Here is a 17400-nt window from a genome sequence, read left to right as displayed (position 1 = left end):
CGCCTGTTTTACCGCCCGCTTATCGCGTCGGAATGCCACCCTTGAAATTCGCCTTGCGCAGCAACGACTCGTATTGCTGGGACATCACGTAGTTCTGTACTTGCGCCATGAAGTCCATCGTCACCACCACGATAATCAGCAGCGAGGTTCCACCGAAGTAGAACGGCACCTTCCAGCGCGCGATCATGAATTCCGGCAACAAGCACACCAGCGTGATATACACCGCGCCAACCAGGGTCAGACGCGTCAGGATCTTGTCGATGTAGCGTGCCGTCTGCTCACCTGGACGAATACCCGGCACAAAGGCGCCGCTCTTCTTCAGGTTGTCTGCCGTTTCCTTGCTGTTGAACACCAGCGCGGTATAGAAGAAGCAGAAGAACACGATCGCCGCTGCGTACAGCAAGGCATGAATCGGCTCGCCTGGTGCCATCGACGCTGCCAGATCCTTCAGGAAGCGCACCACCGGGTTGCTCGTTTCGCCCGACGTGAACCAGCTCGTGATCGTGGCCGGGAACAGGATGATCGACGATGCAAAGATCGGCGGAATCACGCCTGCCATGTTCAGCTTCAGCGGCAGATGGCTGCTTTGGCCACCATAGATCTTGTTGCCGACCTGACGCTTGGCATAGTTCACCAGGATCTTGCGCTGACCGCGTTCGATGAACACGACCAGATACGTCACCAGTGCCACCACCACGCAGATCAGGATCGCCGCCAGAGCACTCATCGAACCCGTACGCACCAGCTCGAACAATCCTGCGATCGCGCTCGGCAAACCTGCCGCGATACCCGCAAAAATGATGATCGAGATGCCGTTGCCCAGTCCGCGCTCGGTAATCTGCTCACCCAGCCACATCAGGAACATCGTGCCAGTAACCAGCGTGATAACCGTGGTAGCACGGAAAGCCAGACCCGGATCGATGACCAGACCGATCTGCGATTCCAGCGCCACCGCAATACCCAGCGCCTGGAACGTCGCCAGCACCAGAGTGCCGTAGCGCGTATATTGCGTGATCTTGCGACGGCCCGATTCGCCTTCCTTCTTCAGCGCTTCGAGCTGCGGCGACACGACCGTCATCAACTGCATGATGATCGATGCCGAAATGTACGGCATGATGCCCAGCGCAAAAATCGTGAAACGGGACAGCGCACCACCGGAAAACATGTTGAACATGCCGAGGATGCCGCCCTGATTTTGCTTGAACAACTGCGCCAGCTGTTCCGGATCGATACCTGGAACCGGAATGTGCGCGCCGATGCGGAAAACAACCAGTGCGCCAAGCAGGAACCACAGACGTGACCACGGAAAACCGCTGGCAGCGCCTTTGGCAAGCTGAGGAGTAGTAGCCAATTCTTACTCCGTTATCAGACTGCAGGATTAAGCAACGGAACCACCAGCTGCTTCGATCGCCGCTTTTGCGCCTTTGGTGGCGATCAGACCCTTGAGCGCCACTTTCTTGGTGATCTCGCCGGACTGGATAACGCGCACGACACGTGCCAGCTCGCCAATCACGCCTGCCTGCTTCAGCGCCAGGATGTCAATTTCCGAAACCGGCAGCTTTTCCAGGTCGGACAGACGAACCTCAGCCTTGTACGGCGTTGCCAGCGATTTGAAACCGCGCTTCGGCAGACGACGTTGCAAAGGCATCTGACCGCCTTCGAAACCAACCTTGTGGAAGCCACCCGAACGGGACTTCTGACCTTTGTGACCACGGCCGGACGTCTTGCCCAGGCCGGAGCCGATACCGCGACCGACGCGACGCTTTGCGTGCTTGGCGCCGTCCGCTGGTTGAATGGTGTTCAATTCCATGATGTTCTCCGTGTGCGAGCCGAAGCTTACGACACTACTTTCACGAGGTACGCTACTTTGTTGATCATGCCGCGCACTGCCGGCGTATCTTCCAGTTCGGAAACCGAGTTGACACGACGCAGACCGAGACCGCGAACGGTTGCACGGTGGGTCTCACGCGTGCCGATCAGACCTTTGACCAGTTTGACTTTGATGGTATTTGCCATTGCGTTCACCTTAGCCCAGGATTTCTTCGACGGACTTGCCGCGCTTGGCAGCAATTTCCGACGGCGTATTCATTTTGGACAAGCCGTCCAGCGTGGCGCGAACCATGTTGTACGGGTTGGTCGAGCCGGTGGATTTGGCCACCACGTTCGTCACACCCATGACTTCGAAGATTGCGCGCATCGGACCGCCGGCGATGACGCCCGTACCGTCCTTGGCCGGCAGCATCAGGACCGACGACGCACCGTGCTTGCCGGTAACCGTGTGCTGCAGCGTGCCGTTCTTCAAGGTGACCTTGATCATCTTGCGACGCGCTTCTTCCATTGCCTTCTGCACGGCGACCGGGACTTCCTTCGACTTGCCCTTGCCCATGCCGATGCGGCCATCGCCGTCACCGACCACGGCCAGTGCTGCGAAACCCATGATACGACCACCCTTGACCACCTTGGTCACACGGTTGACCGCGATCATTTTTTCGCGCATGCCATCATCCGGCTTATCGCTTTGCATTTTCGATTGCATTTTTGCCATGACGATTCTTCCTTAGAACTTCAGACCGGCTTCGCGCGCAGCTTCTGCAACTGCCTTGATGCGGCCGTGATAACGGAAACCGGAGCGATCAAACGCAACTTCGGCAACTCCGGCTTTCAGTGCTTTCTCTGCAACGCGCTTGCCGACCAGGGCAGCAGCGGCCACATTGCCGCCAGCGCCCGATTGACCGGCCAGTTCCTTGCGCACTTCCGCTTCCAGCGTCGAAGCCGAAGCCAGCACTTTGGCATCAGGACCGATGACGGTGGCGTAGATGTGCAGATTGGTGCGATGCACGGCCAGACGATTCACTTTCAACTCGGCGATCTTCGCGCGAGTCTGGCGACCGCGGCGCAGACGTGATTGTTTCTTATCCATCATCAACCCTTACTTCTTCTTGGTTTCTTTGATTACAACCACTTCATCCGCATAGCGAACGCCCTTGCCCTTGTAAGGCTCCGGCGAGCGGTAAGCACGGACTTCCGCAGCAACCTGACCGACACGTTGACGATCGATCCCCTTGATCAGGATTTCGGTTTGCGTCGGCGTTTCAACCTTGATGCCTTCCGGCATCTGGTGCACGACCGGATGCGAGAAACCCAGCGACAGGTTGAGCTTGTCGCCCTGAGCGGCAGCGCGGAAACCCACGCCGACCAGCGTCAGCTTCTTCTCGAAACCCTTGGTGACGCCGTTGACCATGTTGTTGACCAGCGCACGGATGGTGCCGGACATGGCATTGGCTTCGCGGCTTTCATCAGCCGGCTTGACGTTCAACGTACCGTTGTCGTTTTCGATCTTGACCAGACCGGTCAGCGCCTGGGTCAGGCTGCCCAGCGGGCCCTTGACGGTGATCTGCTCTGCGCTGATGGCGACTTCTGCGCCACTCGGCAGTGCAATCGGCATTTTACCTACACGAGACATCTTGCACTCCTTACGCGACGTAGCAAATCACTTCGCCACCGACACCGGTTGCGCGCGCTTTGCGATCAGTCATGACGCCACGAGGGGTCGACACGATGGCAACGCCCAGACCGTTCATGACACTTGGAATCTCGTCCTTGCCCTTGTAAATACGCAGGCCGGGACGCGAGACACGCTCGAGACGCTCGATGACCGGGCGACCGGCGTAGTATTTCAGACCGATTTTCAGTTCTGCCTTGCCGGCAGCTTCCGTCACGGCGAAATCTTCGATGTAACCCTCGTCGCGCAGAACGTTGGCGATGGCAACCTTGACCTTCGAGGAAGGCATTGCAACCGTCGTTTTCTGCACGACTTGCGCATTGCGGATACGGGTCAGCATATCGGCGATAGGATCGCTCATACTCATTGCTTGTTCTCCTATTACCAGCTAGCTTTGGTCATACCCGGGATCTCGCCACGCATGGCGGTTTCACGGAGTTTGATACGGCCCAGACCGAACTTGCGGAAAGTGCCACGGGGACGACCAGTCAGAGTGCAACGATTACGTTGACGGGTCGGATTGGCGTTACGCGGCAGAGCCTGCAGCTTCAGACGCGCTTCGTAACGTTCCTCTTCCGACTTCGATTGGTCATCAATGATTGCCTTCAACTCGGCGCGCTTGCCGGCGTATTTCTTCACCAGGTTCGCACGCTTTTGTTCACGGTTAATCAGCGCCAGTTTTGCCATGGCAACCTCAGTTTCTGAACGGGAATTTAAATGCGGCGAGAAGCGCTTTCGCTTCGTCGTCGGTCTTCGCGGTTGTCGTGATGCTGATATTCAGACCACGCAGCGCATCAATCTTGTCGTACTCGATCTCGGGGAAAATGATCTGCTCTTTCACACCGATGTTGTAGTTGCCACGACCATCGAATGCCTTGCCCGACACACCACGGAAATCGCGCACGCGAGGCAGCGCAACCGTGATCAGGCGATCGAGGAATTCGTACATCTGGGCGCCACGCAGGGTCACCATGCAACCGATCGGATAACCTTCGCGGATCTTGAAACCAGCGATTGCCTTGCGTGCCTTGGTCACGACAGGCTTCTGGCCAGCGATCTTGGTCAGGTCGCCCACAGCGTGCTCGATGATCTTCTTGTCGGCAACAGCTTCCGACAGACCCATGTTCAGGGTGATCTTCTGGATGCGCGGCACTTCCATCACCGACTTGTAAGCGAACTTGGAAGTCAGATCGGCAACGACTTTTTCTTTGTAAAACTCTTGGAGACGGGCCATGATCTCTTAACCCTTTACAACTTCGCCGCTCGACTTGTAGACACGGACTTTCTTGCCATCCACGTCCTTGAAGCCAGCGCGATCTGCCTTGCCGGTTGCCGCATTGAACAACGCAACATTCGACACATGAATCGGCATCAACTTATCGACGATGCCACCGGTAGCACCCGTCATCGGATTCGGCTTGGTCGCCTTCTTGGCGACATTGACACCTTCCACGATGACGTAGTTGGCATCGACGCGACGCTGAACCACGCCACGCTTGCCCTTGTCCTTGCCTGTCAGCACAATGACTTCGTCGCTTTTACGAATCTTATCCATCACGACTCCTTACAGAACTTCAGGCGCGAGAGAAACGATTTTCATGAAGCGCTCAGTGCGCAGCTCACGTGTAACCGGTCCAAAAATACGCGTACCAATTGGCTCCAGCTTTGCATTCAGCAAAACGGCTGCATTGCCGTCGAACTTGACCAGCGAGCCGTCCTGGCGACGAACACCCTTGGCAGTACGCACGACAACTGCGTTGTAGATTTCGCCCTTCTTCACGCGACCACGCGGCGCAGCAACCTTGACCGTGACCTTGATCACATCGCCAATGCTGGCATAACGGCGCTTCGAACCGCCCAGCACCTTGATGCACAGGACTTCACGAGCGCCCGTGTTGTCGGCTACTTCGAGCCGGCTTTCAGTTTGAATCATAGTATTTTCTTTCCCAACTTAACCCGCTGCGCACAATGCGCGGTACGGTCAGTCTTGGTCTCGGCAACCTGCGTGGCAGGCTGATGAGGTGGACGTTTTTCAAAACTTCGATTAGTACAACTCTTCGGCACTAACTTTACTGCTTTTCCTGCGTTACTTTGCAGGAACGAAGCCCGCCATTATCAGGGATAAACGGCGGGCTTGCAACAACTAATTAAACTACCTGTGCCACCTGCACAACACGCGTGACGGTCCAAGCCTTGGTCTTGGAAATCGGACGACCTTCTTGAATCTCGACGGTATCGCCTTCCTTGGCCTGGTTGCTTTCATCGTGTGCGTGATACTTGTTCGAGCGCACGATGATCTTGCCGTACAGCGGATGCTTGACGTGACGCTCGATCAGCACGGTAACGGTCTTGTCCATCTTGTCGGACACAACCTTGCCAATCAACGTACGCTTGAGCGCTTGTTTTGCCTGATCGTTCATTATTTGGCGTCCTTCTGGTTGATGACCGTTTTGACACGTGCGATGTCGCGACGTACCTTCTTCAGCTGCGCAGTATTGTTCAGCTGCTGGGTAGCGATCTGCATGCGCAGGCCAAACTGGGCCTTCAGCAGATCGTTCAGTTCCTTGGCCAAAGCCGCTTGGTCTTTGCCCTTGAGTTCAGATGCTTTCATGTTAGCCCCTTATTATTGGCCGACTTGACGGACAACGAACGTGGTAGCCAAAGGCAGCTTCGCTGCAGCCAGGCGGAACGCTTCGCGCGCCAGACTTTCATCCACACCATCCATCTCGTACAACATTTTGCCTGGACGAATCTCGGCGACGTAGTATTCCGGATTACCTTTACCGTTACCCATACGGACTTCGGCCGGCTTGTTCGAAATCGGCTTGTCTGGGAAGATACGGATCCAGATACGACCGCCACGTTTGATGTGACGGGTCATTGCGCGACGCGCGGCTTCGATCTGACGTGCCGTGATACGACCACGACCAACTGCCTTCAGGCCGAATTCGCCGAACGACACGGCGGTGCCGGTGCCATGCGAAATACCGGTGTTGCGACCTTTTTGCTCTTTGCGATATTTTCTGCGTGCTGGTTGCAGCATGATTATTCTCCTGCTTTCTCAGCCGTTGCGCCTTCGGCGCCTTCAGGCTTCTTGGCACGCACACGCTTGGCAGCTGGCGCACCCGGCGCTGCGCCGGTACGTGGACGGCCACTTGGTTTGCCGTCGTCACGGCGAGGACCGCGACGCTTCTTGTCGTCATCGGCAGCAACGTCGATCACCGGAGCTTCGCCGCTTGCGAGACGATCGCCCTTGTAAACCCAGACCTTGACACCGATGATGCCGTAGGTGGTTTCCGCTTCGCCAAAACCGTAGTCGATGTCGGCGCGCAGCGTGTGCAGCGGCACACGGCCTTCACGGTACCATTCGGTACGGGCGATCTCGATGCCGTTCAGACGGCCCGACGACATGATCTTGATGCCTTGTGCGCCCAGACGCATGGCGTTCTGCATCGCACGCTTCATGGCGCGACGGAACATGATGCGCTTTTCGAGCTGCTGGCAGATCGAATCGGCAATCAGTTGCGCGTCGGTTTCCGGCTTGCGGATCTCTTCGATGTTGACGTGCACTGGCACGCCCATCATCTTGGTCAGCGCCGACTTCAGCACTTCGATGTCTTCGCCCTTCTTGCCGATCACGACGCCCGGACGCGAGCTGTAAATCGTGATGCGCGCGTTCTTGGCAGGACGCTCGATGACCACGCGGCCGACCGAGGCGTTCTTCAGTTTCTTCTTCAGGTAGGCACGCACCTGCAGGTCTTCGTTCAGCATCGAAGCGAAGTTGCCGTTGCCGGCATACCAGCGCGAGCCCCAGTTACGCGAAACCGCGAGACGGAAACCGGTTGGATGTATCTTCTGTCCCATCGTGACTCCTTAGTTACCGACAGTCACGTAAATGTGACAGGATTGTTTAGAGATACGATCACCACGACCTTTTGCGCGAGCAGTGAAGCGCTTCAGGATCGGGCCCTTTTCGACGTAGATCGTTTTCACGAACAGTTCGTCGATATCGGCGCCGTCGTTGTGTTCAGCGTTGGCGATGGCGGATTCGAGCACCTTCTTGACGATTGCAGCGCCTTTTTTCGGGCTGAACTGCAGAATGTTCAAGGCAGCATCGACTTTCTTGCCGCGAATCAGATCGGCGATCAGGCGACCTTTCTGATCCGACAGGCGAACGCCCTTGAGGATAGCTTTAGTTTCCATTATTTCTTAGCCTTCTTGTCAGCAGCGTGGCCCTTGAACGTACGGGTCAGCGCGAATTCGCCAAGCTTGTGACCAACCATGTTCTCGGACACATAGACCGGCACGTGCTGCTTGCCGTTGTGCACCGCGATCGTCAGGCCGATGAAGTCAGGCATGATGGTCGAACGACGGGACCAGGTTTTGATCGGCTTCTTGTCTTTGTTCGCTTGCGCGGCTTCGACTTTTTTCACCAGGTGGGCGTCGCAAAACGGCCCTTTTTTCAATGAACGTGTCATGTCTTATCCCTTATTTCTTGCCGCGGCGCGAGACGATCATGGAAGACGTGCGCTTGTTGCTGCGCGTCTTCTTGCCCTTGGTCTGCTGGCCCCACGGAGATACCGGGTGACGACCTGCCGCCGTTTTACCTTCACCACCACCGTGCGGGTGATCGACCGGGTTCATGACCACACCGCGAACGGTAGGACGAACACCGCGCCAGCGCATCGCACCAGCCTTGCCGATCTTGCGCAGGCTGTGCTCGGCATTGCCGACTTCACCAACCGTTGCACGGCATTCGACGTGGATGCGACGAACTTCACCCGAACGCAGACGAACCTGCGCATAAACGCCTTCACGCGCCATCAGCACCACGCCGGCGCCGGCAGTACGCGCAATCTGCGCGCCCTTGCCTGGCAGCATTTCGACGCAGTGAATCGTCGTGCCGACCGGAATATTGCGGATCGGCAGCGTGTTGCCTGCCTTGATCGGCGCTTCCGAGCCGCTCAGCAGTTGATCGCCGACTGCCAGACCCTTGGTCGCGATGATGTAGCGACGCTCGCCATCCGCGTACAGCAGCAGCGCGATGTTGGCGGTGCGGTTTGGATCGTATTCGATACGTTCCACTTTCGCAGGAATGCCATCCTTGTTGCGCTTGAAGTCGATGACGCGATAGTGCTGGCGATGACCACCGCCGATGTGACGGGTGGTGATGTGACCGTTGTTGTTACGGCCGGCCGACTTCGATTTCTTTTCGATCAGGCCGGCAAACGGACGGCCTTTGTACAGGTCGCTGTTGACGACCTTGACCATGCCGCGACGACCAGGCGAGGTCGGCTTGACTTTAACGAGTGCCATTATTTAGCCTCCTCGGTGAAATTGATTTCCTGACCAGGCTTGAGGCTCACAAAGGCACGACGAGTATGGTTGCGACGGCCGACGAAACGACCCGAACGCTTTTGCTTGCCCTGGCGGTTGGCGACCTGAACGGACTCCACTTCGACCTTGAACAGCAATTCGACGGCTGCCTTGACCTCCAGCTTGGTTGCATCCGGCGTCACGAGGAAAACGACTTGCTCGTTCTTTTCGGCAACGAACGTGGCTTTCTCGGAAATGACCGGCGCGAGCAGCACCTTCATCAGGCGCTCATCGCTGAATTTCTGCACTGCGCTCATGCCAGCATCTCCTCAATCTTGGCCAATGCCGGCTTCGTGATCAGAACTTTCTTGTAGAACACGAGCGAAACAGGATCGGCATGACGCGGCTCGCAAACCAGCACGTTCGGCAGGTTGCGGGACGCCAACAACAGGTTTTCATCCAGGCTGTCGGTGATGACCAACACGGAATCCAGACCCATACCCTTCAGTTTTTGCGACAGCAGCTTGGTCTTGGGCGCGTCAACCGACAGGTTTTCGATAACCGACAGACGGCCTTCGCGAGCCAGTTGCGAGAGGATCGAGCAGACACCTGCGCGATACATCTTCTTGTTGACCTTGTGCGAGAAGTTTTCGTCAGGCGAGTTCGGGAAGATGCGACCACCGCCGCGCCACAGAGGCGACGACGACATACCGGCACGAGCACGGCCCGTACCTTTTTGACGCCATGGCTTCTTGGTCGTGTGATGGACTTCTTCGCGATCCTTCTGCTTGCGGTTACCGCTGCGAGCATTGGCTTGATATGCGACGACGACCTGGTGAATCAGCGCTTCGTTGTAGTCACGGCCGAAAATGGTGTCCGGCGCAGCAACGTTCGATGCAGCTTGACCTTGATCATTCAGGAGCTTGAGTTCCATGGATTAAGCCCCCTTCTTTGCTTTGACTTTAACAGCCGGCGACACGACAACCTGACCGTTTTTTGCACCAGGAACAGCACCTTTGACCAGCAGCAGCTGGCGCTCAGCATCGATGCGAGCGATCTCGAGGTTTTGCGTGGTGGTGGTGACATCACCCAGGTGACCCGTCATGCGCTTGCCAGGGAAAACACGACCCGGATCCTGCGCCATACCGATGGAGCCAGGAACATTGTGGGAACGCGAGTTACCGTGGGTGGCACGACCGGATGCGAAGTTGTAACGCTTGATGGTACCGGCATAGCCCTTACCGATCGACACGCCTTGCACATCGACCTTCTGACCGACTTCGAACAGGCTGACTGGCAACACGTCGCCAACCTTCAGTTCGGAAGCAGCATCAGCAGCGATACGGAATTCTTTGAGCATGGTGCCGGCTTCGACGCCAGCCTTGGCGAAGTGGCCAGCAGCGGCTTTATTGACACGGGAGGCACGGCGGGAGCCGAAAGCGACCTGGACAGCCGAATAACCATCGGTGTCAGGCGTTTTGATTTGCGTCACGCGGTTGTTTGACACGTCGAGCACGGTCACAGGAATCGAATCCCCGTCATCCGTGAAGATGCGCATCATACCAACCTTGCGACCCAAGAGGCCTTGGTTTTGGTTCATTTTTTCTCCATTCCCACCTGCGATTGGGCGGGGCTGATGTATTTGAAACTACAGGAACTGCAAGCGCCGCAAGGACTCCACAAACGGAATCCTTGACGAAGCCGGAAATTATAGCGCGGAAACCGGGCATTCACAACAAGCAGCGAAAAAGCTGTTGTTTCCGCGCCTTACCGCCTGCCTGCCTTTCGGCAATGCAAGCGGGTATTTCTATTACTGCAACTTAATTTCGACGTCGACGCCAGCCGGCAGATCGAGCTTCATCAATGCGTCCACGGTCTTGTCGGTCGGATCGACGATATCCATCAGACGAACGTGGGTGCGGATTTCAAACTGGTCACGCGAAGTCTTGTTGACGTGCGGCGAACGCAGAACGTCGTAGCGCTGAATGCGGGTCGGCAGCGGGACCGGGCCCTTGACGACGGCGCCGGTACGCTTGGCGGTATCGACGATTTCGAGTGCCGACTGATCGATCAGACGGTAATCGAATGCCTTCAGGCGGATACGGATTTTCTGGTTTGGAGCAGACTTTGGTGCGGTCGACATGTTCATTCCTTAAAAGAGCGAGCCGCGAGCGAGATGCCCGCGGCGATGAGCGGCGGCATCACTGCCGCCACATGAATCGAATTACTCGATGATCTTAGCCACGACACCGGCGCCGACGGTACGACCGCCTTCACGGATGGCGAAACGCAGACCTTCTTCCATTGCGATCGGGTTGATCAACTGCACCGTGATCGACACGTTGTCGCCCGGCATGACCATTTCCTTGTCCTTCGGCAGTTCGATCGATCCCGTCACGTCCGTCGTACGGAAGTAGAACTGCGGACGGTAGTTGTTGAAGAACGGGGTGTGACGGCCGCCTTCGTCTTTCGACAACACGTAGATCTCGCCGGTGAAGTGCTTGTGTGGCTTGATCGAACCTGGTTTTGCCAACACCTGACCACGCTCGACGTCTTCACGCTTGGTGCCGCGCAGCAGCACGCCGACGTTGTCGCCTGCCTGACCTTGGTCGAGCAGCTTGCGGAACATTTCGACGCCGGTGCAGGTGGTTTTCTGGGTGTCGCGGATACCGACGATTTCGATTTCTTCGCCGACCTTGATCACGCCGCGTTCGACACGGCCGGTGACGACCGTACCACGACCCGAGATCGAGAACACGTCTTCGACCGGCAGCAGGAAGGTGCCGTCAACGGCGCGTTCCGGCGTCGGGATGTAGGTGTCGAGGGCTTCTGCGAGGGCCATGATGGCTTGTTCGCCCAGAGGACCGGTGTCGCCTTCGAGGGCGAGCTTGGCCGAGCCTTTGACGATCGGCAGGTCGTCGCCTGGGAATTCGTATTTCGAAAGGAGCTCACGCACTTCCATTTCGACCAGTTCGAGCAGTTCTTCGTCGTCAACCATGTCTGCCTTGTTCAGGAAGACGATGATGTACGGAACGCCAACCTGGCGCGACAGCAGGATGTGTTCGCGCGTTTGCGGCATCGGGCCGTCGGCTGCGGAGCAGACCAGGATGGCGCCGTCCATCTGCGCAGCGCCCGTGATCATGTTTTTCACATAGTCGGCGTGGCCTGGGCAGTCAACGTGCGCGTAGTGACGGTTGGCGGTTTCGTATTCGACGTGCGCGGTGTTGATGGTGATGCCGCGTGCTTTCTCTTCAGGTGCCGCGTCGATCTGGTCGTAGCCCTTGGCTTCACCGCCAAACTTCTTCGACAACACCGTCGCAATCGCCGCCGTCAGCGTCGTCTTGCCATGGTCAACGTGACCAATCGTGCCCACATTCACGTGCGGCTTGGTCCGCTCGAATTTGCCTTTTGCCATCTTGGACTCCTAACAATTTTGATGAGAATGCTCAGGCACGCGCCCGACCGACATACTACGAAACACAGAAAAGACTGCTGAATTCTTGGTGCCCTTGACGTGGATTGAACACGTGGCCTCTCCCTTACCAAGGGAGTGCTCTACCACTGAGCTACAAGGGCATTTCAATTGCTCGCACCGAACGGTGCGCCCAATTCTGAAACTGGAGCGGGTGAAGGGAATCGAACCCTCGTCATAAGCTTGGAAGGCTTCAGCTCTACCATTGAGCTACACCCGCGAGGATCACCACTTCTCTACTGCCATTTCTCTCTGCATCCGATCATCCGGACTGGTGGAGGGGGCTGGATTCGAACCAGCGTACTCGTAAGAGGGCAGATTTACAGTCTGCTGCCATTAACCACTCGGCCACCCCTCCGCAGGGAACCGCAGACTATAGGCGAGTTCATGCAGCTTGTCAACAATCGACAGCATCCAAAACCATAAATTTTCGCGATACCGATCCGCCGCCGGGGTTTCCCCGAAACTAGAAGCGCGTTTCGCGGGCGGCGCGCAGGAAGTTGTCGAGAATCGGCGTGCAGTCGAGCAGGTCGGCACCGCCGGCGCGGTGGAACTCCGGGTGCCATTGCAGCCCCATGACGAAGCGCGACTTGGTGTGGCGCACCGCCTCGACGATGTTGTCGCCCTCGGAAACGGCCTCGATGATGAGGTCGCGCCCGAGATCGCGCACCGCCTGGTGGTGGATGGAGTTGACGAGCGGCGCCTTGTGCGTCGAAAACAGCGCGCCGAGCGAGGAGCCGGCCGGGAACTGAATGCGGTGGCGGTGGTTGTCGTAGGTTTCGTGCACGTGCGGATTGGCTTCCGGCACGTCGGTGGCGATGTCCTGGTACAAGGTGCCACCGAAGGCGACGTTGATCAACTGGCAACCGCGGCAGATGCCGAGCACCGGTTTGCCGGCCTCGATGAATTCGTGCAGCAGTTCGAGCTCGTACATGTCGCGCGCGCTGTCGCCTATCCATTCCGGGCGCGTCGCGGTGCGCGAATACGTCTGCGGCGCGACGTCGGCGCCACCCTGCAGCACCAGCCCGTCGAGGTGCTTAGCGTAGTCGCGCAGGCGAATCTTGCTCGGATGCAGCATGCCGTTGGTATTGACGGTCGGAATCATGAAGACCAGCACGTCGCGCGACATGACCCATTGCGCAATCGATTCCTCCAGATACTGCAGCGTCTTGGCCTGCAATCCCTTGGCGCCGCTTTCGGGATGAAAGATGCGCGCCGAGACGCCAATCTTGAGCGTGCGCTGCGTCAGCCGGCGACCAACCTGATCCGACAGGCTGCGAATGCGTGCCGAGAACACGCGCCACGTATGCTGCCAAACGGAGTCGTCGGGACGCTGGTAGGCGGGTGCGCTGCTGCTGCCGAAGTCCGGTCGCGGCGTGTAGGGCGCAGGCTGTGCCGGCGGTTCGACCGATGCCGCTTCGACAGCGACCGGCGCTTCTCCTTCGACGGGGGCTTGCGAGGCAGGGGGCAACGGATCGGCAGGCGGCGTCACGCCGGCGGCGTTTCGGGGTGCGGGTGGCAGGTTGATATCGGACTGGTCGGACATAAAGCTCGCTCTGGAATCGAAAGGTGATAGACAACAACCTGCCGTGAATTATCCGCCACCCTGCCGTTCCATGTCCAAGCATGCCGTTGGCGGGACGACAAACCTGCAACGGATCGGGCGCGCATGCATAATGCGGGCATTCATTCCTGCACATCGAATCATGCTGACCATCTATCACAATCCGCGCTGCTCGAAATCGCGCGGCGCCCTGGAACTGGCAACGCAGTTCGCCGAACGGCACGGCCTAGAGCTGCACATCATCGACTATCAGAAGACGCCGCTGACGCGCGCGCAACTGGAAGAGCTGCACCGACTGCTGCAGTCGGAAGGTGCGGTTTCCGTGCGCGACATGGTGCGCGACGGTGAAGCCGTCTTCGCGGAACTGGGCCTGGACGACGCCGACGATGCCCGGCTGCTGGATGCGCTGGCCGCGCACCCCATCCTGCTGCAACGCCCGATCGTGCGCCGCGACGAACGCGCCATCATCGCGCGCCCTTCCGAACTGGCCTTGCGCATTCTGCAGGACTGAGACTACAGGCGCGCGAAACCGCCATGGCGATCACTGCGGCTGATCGCATATTTCTTCAGCAGTTCGCGGTACATGCTGCCGAGCAGCGACAGGCGCGGATTGCGCGGGTCGAGGCGGCGCGCGGCAGAGACGTAATCGCGCGCCCGCTCCCCGAGTTCCTCGTCCCAGCCCTGATTGTCCAGACATTTGAGTACCGCGACGGCGGCATTGAACACCACCTGCGGATTGTCCGGCAGACGCGTGGCGGCTTCCGACATCAGCGCCACCGCACCGCGATAGTCGCCCAGGCGCGCCTTCTCGGCTCCCGAGGCAACCAGATCGAGCACCTGGTTCTTGCTGTCGCGCTTGACGCGGGTGATCAGGTCCTGGCGTCCCGCGTCGTGGAACAGACGCAAGGTACGCGCCGCAGCGGCAGTGCCCGAGGCATTGCCGACCACGGTCGTCATGACCTCCACCGCGCCCTGCTCCAATCCGCTCTGCAGGCAGTTCCTGGCCAGCAGCATGCGTGCGTCGGCCGACAGCGCGACCGGCTGGCGGCACGCCGCCACCGCTTCTTCCAGCGCCTCGACGGCCTGCTCCTGCTCACCTTCGTGGCGATGCAGCATGGCCATCGACAGCGCGCGACAGACCGGCGTCCTGGCCGCATGCGCCAATGTCTTGGACAGATCGCGGATCAGTGACGAAGCCAGTTGCGCCTCGCCCTGCCCCAGCGCCGTCTCGACCAGCCGCACATGGTCTTCCGGTTCGCGGAATTCAGAAAAACGCGTGCGGTTGACGACCTGCTGGAACACACGGTGCGCGGTATCGGCATCGCCGGCCTCCAGCGCCACGCGGCCCAGTCGCCGCAGGCGCTGCACGGCATGCGGCGAACGCTCGACGGCCGCCTGCAGCGTGCGCTGCGCCTGCTCGAAGCGCCCCAACTCTTCCTGCGTGCGCGCGAGCCAGTCGTAGGCCTCCAGAAACTGCGGCTTGCTCTCGATCAGCGCCTGCAGCATGGTTTCCGCCTCGGAGAAGCGTCCCTGCCGGTGCAGCGTGACCGCCTGCCCGAGCCGGGCCCAGGCCAGCGCACGGCGTGCGTACAGGTCGGCGTAGATGTTTTCAGCCTCGGCCAGTTCGCCGAGCATGGTGTGCAGTTCCGCGCGCACCCGCATGAAGTCCGGCGCATGACGCGGCAGCTTTTCGGCACCGGCGGCGCAGGCCTCGATCGCGCCGGCGAGGTTGCCATCCTCGATCAGTTGGCGCACCGCCTGCAGCGCATTGCGTCGCTCGATGGCGCGCGCCAGGCGTTCGAGCAGCATCTCGGCTGTGAAAGGCTTGAGGATGTAGTCGTTGAGCGACAGCTCGGCGGCGCTGACCACCTTGTCGCGCGTGCGCTCGGCCGTCACCATGACGAATACCGTTTCCGGCGGCAGCAGACGATGGTGGCGCAGGTCCTCGAGCAGTTGCTGACCGTCCTGCCCTTCGCCGAGATCGTATTCGCAGATCACCAGATCGAAGGTGCGGTTGCGCAGCGGACGGATCGCCGTGCTGGCACTGACGGCATAGTCGATCTTGGTCAGGCCGCCCTGGCTCAGCATGTTGTGAATGCCGGCGCGCATGCCGGCGTGCGGCTCGATGATGAGGGCGGTCAGTCCTGCGAGTGCTTGCATGGGAGTGAATGGCAAATAACGAAGGGCACCAAATGATGCCGTGCCGCAATATTACTCCCGCGCCGCGCAACTGTTAAATCACATTGCACAACATGTCAGAAAGTCATTCTGTCGATTGGTCGACCACCACGCGGTTGCGCCCTGCCTGCTTGGCGTTGTACATCGCCGCGTCGGTGCGCGAAAACAGGTCGAGCACCGATTCGCCGCGCACGTGCTGCGCCAGGCCGATGGAAACCGTGACCCGGTGGCGCAGCGAGACGCCCCAGTCGAAGCGTTCGATCTGGCGCCGGATGCCTTCCACCACCGGCAACGCGACCTCGAGCGTGGTGCGCGGCAGCACCAGCAGGAATTCCTCGCCGCCGTAGCGGCCGAAAATGTCGGTCGGCTGGATGTTGCGCAACGCGATCCGCGCGAACTTGCACAAGACCTCGTCGCCGACCAGATGGCCGGCATCGTCGTTGATGAGCTTGAAATGATCGAGATCGAGCACCGCTAGGCACAGCGGCTCGCCGCTCTGCTCGGCCAGCCGCTTCTGCTGTTCCAGCGCGGCCACGATGTAGCGTCGGTTGTAGCAGCCCAGCAACGTGTCGCGCTGCGCGTCGGCCTCTATGTCGCGGATCTTGCGGTTGGCGCGGTACAGCGCGCCATGCAGCCGCTGCACGCGATCGGCCAGCATGACGAAGCCGGGCAACGTCAGCGCCAATGCCAGAAACTGCATCGCCTCCAGCTTGAACAGGTCGAGATCGGCATACTGCCGGTAATGCGCGGCGATCACCAGTGCGTGGAAGAGCATCACGGACAAGGCCAGCCGGAACATGGTGCGCGACGACATGCGGTGCATCACGAACGCCATCGTCAGCAGGAAGAACGGCGCAAACGCCATCTGTGCGGCCGGCTCCAGATAGACCACGAACAGCATGATGCCGATCGCGCTGACCGCCATCGGCATGCGAAGGTTGCGGGCGCGGCTGCGCAGGTTGAGGCCGCTGGCGAACAAGCCGTAAAAGACGATATAGGCGCAGAGAGTCAGAATGGCGGCCGTCTGCAGCACGCGCAGCTCGAGCCGGCCCAGCAGGTGGAAGATACCCAGCGTCGCCAGGTATAGAGCAGAGAAAAGTCCGGTCAGCGTCAGGCGCGACAGGCGCGCTGCCTGCTGGTCCGCAAGGCTGGACAACACGGACTGGCGGCGTTCGGGCGGCGTGGAGGGAGATGCAGCAGGAAATCCGGGCGGAAATGGCGAGGGCGCGGCCTCATCGTCCGCTTCCGTCGCCGATTCCGTCGGCGCGCCCTCGTCGTCCTGTTCGCCTGTGCGCTGCATGGGAATGAGATGATCCGAAACAATCCGGCCGCCCATACGGGCAGCATCGCGGCGCAACCGACGGCATC

Annotated in this window: 27 protein-coding genes and 3 tRNA genes; 1 reads left to right on the top strand and 29 read right to left on the bottom strand. The window is 59.2% G+C overall.

Annotation, left to right across the window (positions count from 1 at the left end; genetic code table 11):
* Nucleotides 1-19 precede the first annotated feature (19 nt).
* The 27 genes from secY to IEV38_RS11730 form a co-directional block, all read right to left on the bottom strand.
* On the bottom strand, nt 20-1351 hold the full coding sequence (gene secY, locus IEV38_RS11860) for a preprotein translocase subunit SecY (protein ID WP_188396408.1): 1332 nt from the start codon (nt 1349-1351) through the stop codon (nt 20-22).
* Nucleotides 1352-1378: 27 nt separating this feature from the next.
* Entirely contained in the window at nt 1379-1810 is a 432-nt protein-coding gene (gene rplO, locus IEV38_RS11855; RefSeq protein WP_188396407.1) for a 50S ribosomal protein L15, read from the bottom strand.
* Between the two features lie 26 nt (nt 1811-1836).
* The gene (gene rpmD, locus IEV38_RS11850; protein ID WP_229729013.1) at nt 1837-2016 is read right to left on the bottom strand and encodes a 50S ribosomal protein L30; all 180 of its coding nucleotides are present in this window, start codon (nt 2014-2016) and stop codon (nt 1837-1839) included.
* A gap of 10 nt (nt 2017-2026) precedes the next feature.
* Nucleotides 2027-2545, bottom strand: coding sequence for a 30S ribosomal protein S5 (rpsE, locus tag IEV38_RS11845; RefSeq protein ID WP_188381171.1), 519 nt, complete (start codon nt 2543-2545; stop codon nt 2027-2029).
* 12 nt (nt 2546-2557) lie between these two features.
* Nucleotides 2558-2920 carry a 50S ribosomal protein L18 gene (gene rplR, locus IEV38_RS11840; protein WP_188396498.1) on the bottom strand — a complete coding sequence of 121 codons (363 nt, stop codon included), beginning with the start codon at nt 2918-2920 and terminating at the stop codon, nt 2558-2560.
* A 9-nt stretch (nt 2921-2929) separates the two neighbouring features.
* On the bottom strand, nt 2930-3463 hold the full coding sequence (rplF, locus tag IEV38_RS11835) for a 50S ribosomal protein L6 (protein WP_188396405.1): 534 nt from the start codon (nt 3461-3463) through the stop codon (nt 2930-2932).
* A 10-nt stretch (nt 3464-3473) separates the two neighbouring features.
* Nucleotides 3474-3869 (bottom strand): 30S ribosomal protein S8, encoded by a 396-nt coding sequence (rpsH, locus tag IEV38_RS11830; protein WP_188396404.1) that lies wholly within the window; start codon nt 3867-3869, stop codon nt 3474-3476.
* Nucleotides 3870-3883: 14 nt separating this feature from the next.
* Nucleotides 3884-4189, bottom strand: a complete 306-nt coding sequence (gene rpsN / locus IEV38_RS11825; RefSeq protein WP_188396403.1) for a 30S ribosomal protein S14 — start codon at nt 4187-4189, stop codon at nt 3884-3886.
* A gap of 7 nt (nt 4190-4196) precedes the next feature.
* The gene (gene rplE, locus IEV38_RS11820; protein WP_188396402.1) at nt 4197-4736 is read right to left on the bottom strand and encodes a 50S ribosomal protein L5; all 540 of its coding nucleotides are present in this window, start codon (nt 4734-4736) and stop codon (nt 4197-4199) included.
* Between the two features lie 6 nt (nt 4737-4742).
* A complete protein-coding gene (gene rplX, locus IEV38_RS11815) occupies nt 4743-5057 on the bottom strand; it encodes a 50S ribosomal protein L24 (protein WP_188396401.1) in 315 nt (104 codons plus the stop codon).
* A 9-nt stretch (nt 5058-5066) separates the two neighbouring features.
* Nucleotides 5067-5435, bottom strand: coding sequence for a 50S ribosomal protein L14 (gene rplN, locus IEV38_RS11810; protein ID WP_188381164.1), 369 nt, complete (start codon nt 5433-5435; stop codon nt 5067-5069).
* Nucleotides 5436-5649: 214 nt separating this feature from the next.
* A complete protein-coding gene (rpsQ, locus tag IEV38_RS11805) occupies nt 5650-5922 on the bottom strand; it encodes a 30S ribosomal protein S17 (RefSeq protein ID WP_188396400.1) in 273 nt (90 codons plus the stop codon).
* Nucleotides 5922-6113 carry a 50S ribosomal protein L29 gene (gene rpmC / locus IEV38_RS11800; RefSeq protein ID WP_188396399.1) on the bottom strand — a complete coding sequence of 64 codons (192 nt, stop codon included), beginning with the start codon at nt 6111-6113 and terminating at the stop codon, nt 5922-5924. The genes rpsQ and rpmC overlap by 1 nt, the downstream gene beginning before the upstream one ends.
* Nucleotides 6114-6125: 12 nt before the next feature.
* Nucleotides 6126-6545: a 50S ribosomal protein L16 gene (rplP, locus tag IEV38_RS11795; RefSeq protein ID WP_188396398.1), complete on the bottom strand. Its 420-nt coding sequence runs from the start codon at nt 6543-6545 to the stop codon at nt 6126-6128.
* A gap of 2 nt (nt 6546-6547) precedes the next feature.
* Nucleotides 6548-7366, bottom strand: coding sequence for a 30S ribosomal protein S3 (gene rpsC, locus IEV38_RS11790; RefSeq protein WP_188396397.1), 819 nt, complete (start codon nt 7364-7366; stop codon nt 6548-6550).
* A 9-nt stretch (nt 7367-7375) separates the two neighbouring features.
* Nucleotides 7376-7708, bottom strand: coding sequence for a 50S ribosomal protein L22 (gene rplV, locus IEV38_RS11785; RefSeq protein ID WP_188396497.1), 333 nt, complete (start codon nt 7706-7708; stop codon nt 7376-7378).
* Nucleotides 7705-7980, bottom strand: a complete 276-nt coding sequence (gene rpsS / locus IEV38_RS11780; RefSeq protein ID WP_124574225.1) for a 30S ribosomal protein S19 — start codon at nt 7978-7980, stop codon at nt 7705-7707. The genes rplV and rpsS overlap by 4 nt, the downstream gene beginning before the upstream one ends.
* Nucleotides 7981-7990: 10 nt before the next feature.
* A complete protein-coding gene (gene rplB, locus IEV38_RS11775; RefSeq protein ID WP_188396396.1) occupies nt 7991-8818 on the bottom strand; it encodes a 50S ribosomal protein L2 in 828 nt (275 codons plus the stop codon).
* A complete protein-coding gene (gene rplW / locus IEV38_RS11770) occupies nt 8818-9135 on the bottom strand; it encodes a 50S ribosomal protein L23 (RefSeq protein ID WP_188396395.1) in 318 nt (105 codons plus the stop codon). The genes rplB and rplW overlap by 1 nt, the downstream gene beginning before the upstream one ends.
* A complete protein-coding gene (gene rplD / locus IEV38_RS11765; RefSeq protein ID WP_188396394.1) occupies nt 9132-9752 on the bottom strand; it encodes a 50S ribosomal protein L4 in 621 nt (206 codons plus the stop codon). The genes rplW and rplD overlap by 4 nt, the downstream gene beginning before the upstream one ends.
* A gap of 3 nt (nt 9753-9755) precedes the next feature.
* Nucleotides 9756-10418 (bottom strand): 50S ribosomal protein L3, encoded by a 663-nt coding sequence (rplC, locus tag IEV38_RS11760; RefSeq protein WP_188396393.1) that lies wholly within the window; start codon nt 10416-10418, stop codon nt 9756-9758.
* A 210-nt stretch (nt 10419-10628) separates the two neighbouring features.
* A complete protein-coding gene (rpsJ, locus tag IEV38_RS11755) occupies nt 10629-10961 on the bottom strand; it encodes a 30S ribosomal protein S10 (RefSeq protein ID WP_188381155.1) in 333 nt (110 codons plus the stop codon).
* Nucleotides 10962-11042: 81 nt separating this feature from the next.
* On the bottom strand, nt 11043-12233 hold the full coding sequence (tuf, locus tag IEV38_RS11750; RefSeq protein ID WP_188396392.1) for an elongation factor Tu: 1191 nt from the start codon (nt 12231-12233) through the stop codon (nt 11043-11045).
* A gap of 86 nt (nt 12234-12319) precedes the next feature.
* Nucleotides 12320-12394: transfer RNA gene (locus tag IEV38_RS11745), tRNA-Thr, on the bottom strand.
* A gap of 42 nt (nt 12395-12436) precedes the next feature.
* Nucleotides 12437-12510 (bottom strand) — tRNA-Gly (locus IEV38_RS11740).
* Between the two features lie 52 nt (nt 12511-12562).
* Nucleotides 12563-12648 (bottom strand) — tRNA-Tyr (locus IEV38_RS11735).
* Between the two features lie 108 nt (nt 12649-12756).
* Nucleotides 12757-13836, bottom strand: coding sequence for a type 1 glutamine amidotransferase (locus IEV38_RS11730; protein ID WP_188396391.1), 1080 nt, complete (start codon nt 13834-13836; stop codon nt 12757-12759).
* Nucleotides 13837-13996: 160 nt separating this feature from the next.
* Here IEV38_RS11730 and arsC point away from each other — a divergent pair, with 160 nt between their 5' ends.
* Nucleotides 13997-14365, top strand: a complete 369-nt coding sequence (gene arsC / locus IEV38_RS11725) for an arsenate reductase (glutaredoxin) (RefSeq protein WP_188396390.1) — start codon at nt 13997-13999, stop codon at nt 14363-14365.
* Between the two features lie 2 nt (nt 14366-14367).
* On the opposite strand, the gene IEV38_RS11720 is transcribed toward arsC, so the two are convergent.
* Nucleotides 14368-16014, bottom strand: a complete 1647-nt coding sequence (locus IEV38_RS11720) for a tetratricopeptide repeat-containing response regulator (RefSeq protein ID WP_188396389.1) — start codon at nt 16012-16014, stop codon at nt 14368-14370.
* Between the two features lie 103 nt (nt 16015-16117).
* Complete coding sequence (locus tag IEV38_RS11715) at nt 16118-17332, bottom strand: GGDEF domain-containing protein (RefSeq protein ID WP_188396388.1); 1215 nt, start codon at nt 17330-17332, stop codon at nt 16118-16120.
* Nucleotides 17333-17400 lie beyond the last annotated feature (68 nt).

The organism is Oxalicibacterium flavum, from assembly GCF_014635065.1.
GTDB classification, from domain to species: domain Bacteria; phylum Pseudomonadota; class Gammaproteobacteria; order Burkholderiales; family Burkholderiaceae_D; genus Oxalicibacterium; species Oxalicibacterium flavum.
Note: the sequence above shows the minus strand (reverse complement) of the source record. Positions and strands in the feature narration are given on the sequence as shown.

Bases quoted from the DNA above. Each gene is read 5' to 3' on its own strand.
- rplO (WP_188396407.1), bottom strand. From the start codon at position 1,810: ATGGAATTGAACACCATTCAACCAGCGGACGGCGCCAAGCACGCAAAG.
- rpmD (WP_229729013.1), bottom strand. From the start codon at position 2,016: ATGGCAAATACCATCAAAGTCAAACTGGTCAAAGGTCTGATCGGCACG.
- rpsE (WP_188381171.1), bottom strand. From the start codon at position 2,545: ATGGCAAAAATGCAATCGAAAATGCAAAGCGATAAGCCGGATGATGGC.
- rplR (WP_188396498.1), bottom strand. From the start codon at position 2,920: ATGGATAAGAAACAATCACGTCTGCGCCGCGGTCGCCAGACTCGCGCG.
- rplF (WP_188396405.1), bottom strand. From the start codon at position 3,463: ATGTCTCGTGTAGGTAAAATGCCGATTGCACTGCCGAGTGGCGCAGAA.
- rpsH (WP_188396404.1), bottom strand. From the start codon at position 3,869: ATGAGTATGAGCGATCCTATCGCCGATATGCTGACCCGTATCCGCAAT.
- rpsN (WP_188396403.1), bottom strand. From the start codon at position 4,189: ATGGCAAAACTGGCGCTGATTAACCGTGAACAAAAGCGTGCGAACCTG.
- rplE (WP_188396402.1), bottom strand. From the start codon at position 4,736: ATGGCCCGTCTCCAAGAGTTTTACAAAGAAAAAGTCGTTGCCGATCTG.
- rplX (WP_188396401.1), bottom strand. From the start codon at position 5,057: ATGGATAAGATTCGTAAAAGCGACGAAGTCATTGTGCTGACAGGCAAG.
- rplN (WP_188381164.1), bottom strand. From the start codon at position 5,435: ATGATTCAAACTGAAAGCCGGCTCGAAGTAGCCGACAACACGGGCGCT.
- rpsQ (WP_188396400.1), bottom strand. From the start codon at position 5,922: ATGAACGATCAGGCAAAACAAGCGCTCAAGCGTACGTTGATTGGCAAG.
- rpmC (WP_188396399.1), bottom strand. From the start codon at position 6,113: ATGAAAGCATCTGAACTCAAGGGCAAAGACCAAGCGGCTTTGGCCAAG.
- rplP (WP_188396398.1), bottom strand. From the start codon at position 6,545: ATGCTGCAACCAGCACGCAGAAAATATCGCAAAGAGCAAAAAGGTCGC.
- rpsC (WP_188396397.1), bottom strand. From the start codon at position 7,366: ATGGGACAGAAGATACATCCAACCGGTTTCCGTCTCGCGGTTTCGCGT.
- rpsS (WP_124574225.1), bottom strand. From the start codon at position 7,980: ATGACACGTTCATTGAAAAAAGGGCCGTTTTGCGACGCCCACCTGGTG.
- rplB (WP_188396396.1), bottom strand. From the start codon at position 8,818: ATGGCACTCGTTAAAGTCAAGCCGACCTCGCCTGGTCGTCGCGGCATG.
- rplW (WP_188396395.1), bottom strand. From the start codon at position 9,135: ATGAGCGCAGTGCAGAAATTCAGCGATGAGCGCCTGATGAAGGTGCTG.
- rplD (WP_188396394.1), bottom strand. From the start codon at position 9,752: ATGGAACTCAAGCTCCTGAATGATCAAGGTCAAGCTGCATCGAACGTT.
- rplC (WP_188396393.1), bottom strand. From the start codon at position 10,418: ATGAACCAAAACCAAGGCCTCTTGGGTCGCAAGGTTGGTATGATGCGC.
- rpsJ (WP_188381155.1), bottom strand. From the start codon at position 10,961: ATGTCGACCGCACCAAAGTCTGCTCCAAACCAGAAAATCCGTATCCGC.
- tuf (WP_188396392.1), bottom strand. From the start codon at position 12,233: ATGGCAAAAGGCAAATTCGAGCGGACCAAGCCGCACGTGAATGTGGGC.
- IEV38_RS11730 (WP_188396391.1), bottom strand. From the start codon at position 13,836: ATGTCCGACCAGTCCGATATCAACCTGCCACCCGCACCCCGAAACGCC.
- arsC (WP_188396390.1), top strand. From the start codon at position 13,997: ATGCTGACCATCTATCACAATCCGCGCTGCTCGAAATCGCGCGGCGCC.
- IEV38_RS11720 (WP_188396389.1), bottom strand. From the start codon at position 16,014: ATGCAAGCACTCGCAGGACTGACCGCCCTCATCATCGAGCCGCACGCC.
- IEV38_RS11715 (WP_188396388.1), bottom strand. From the start codon at position 17,332: ATGCAGCGCACAGGCGAACAGGACGACGAGGGCGCGCCGACGGAATCG.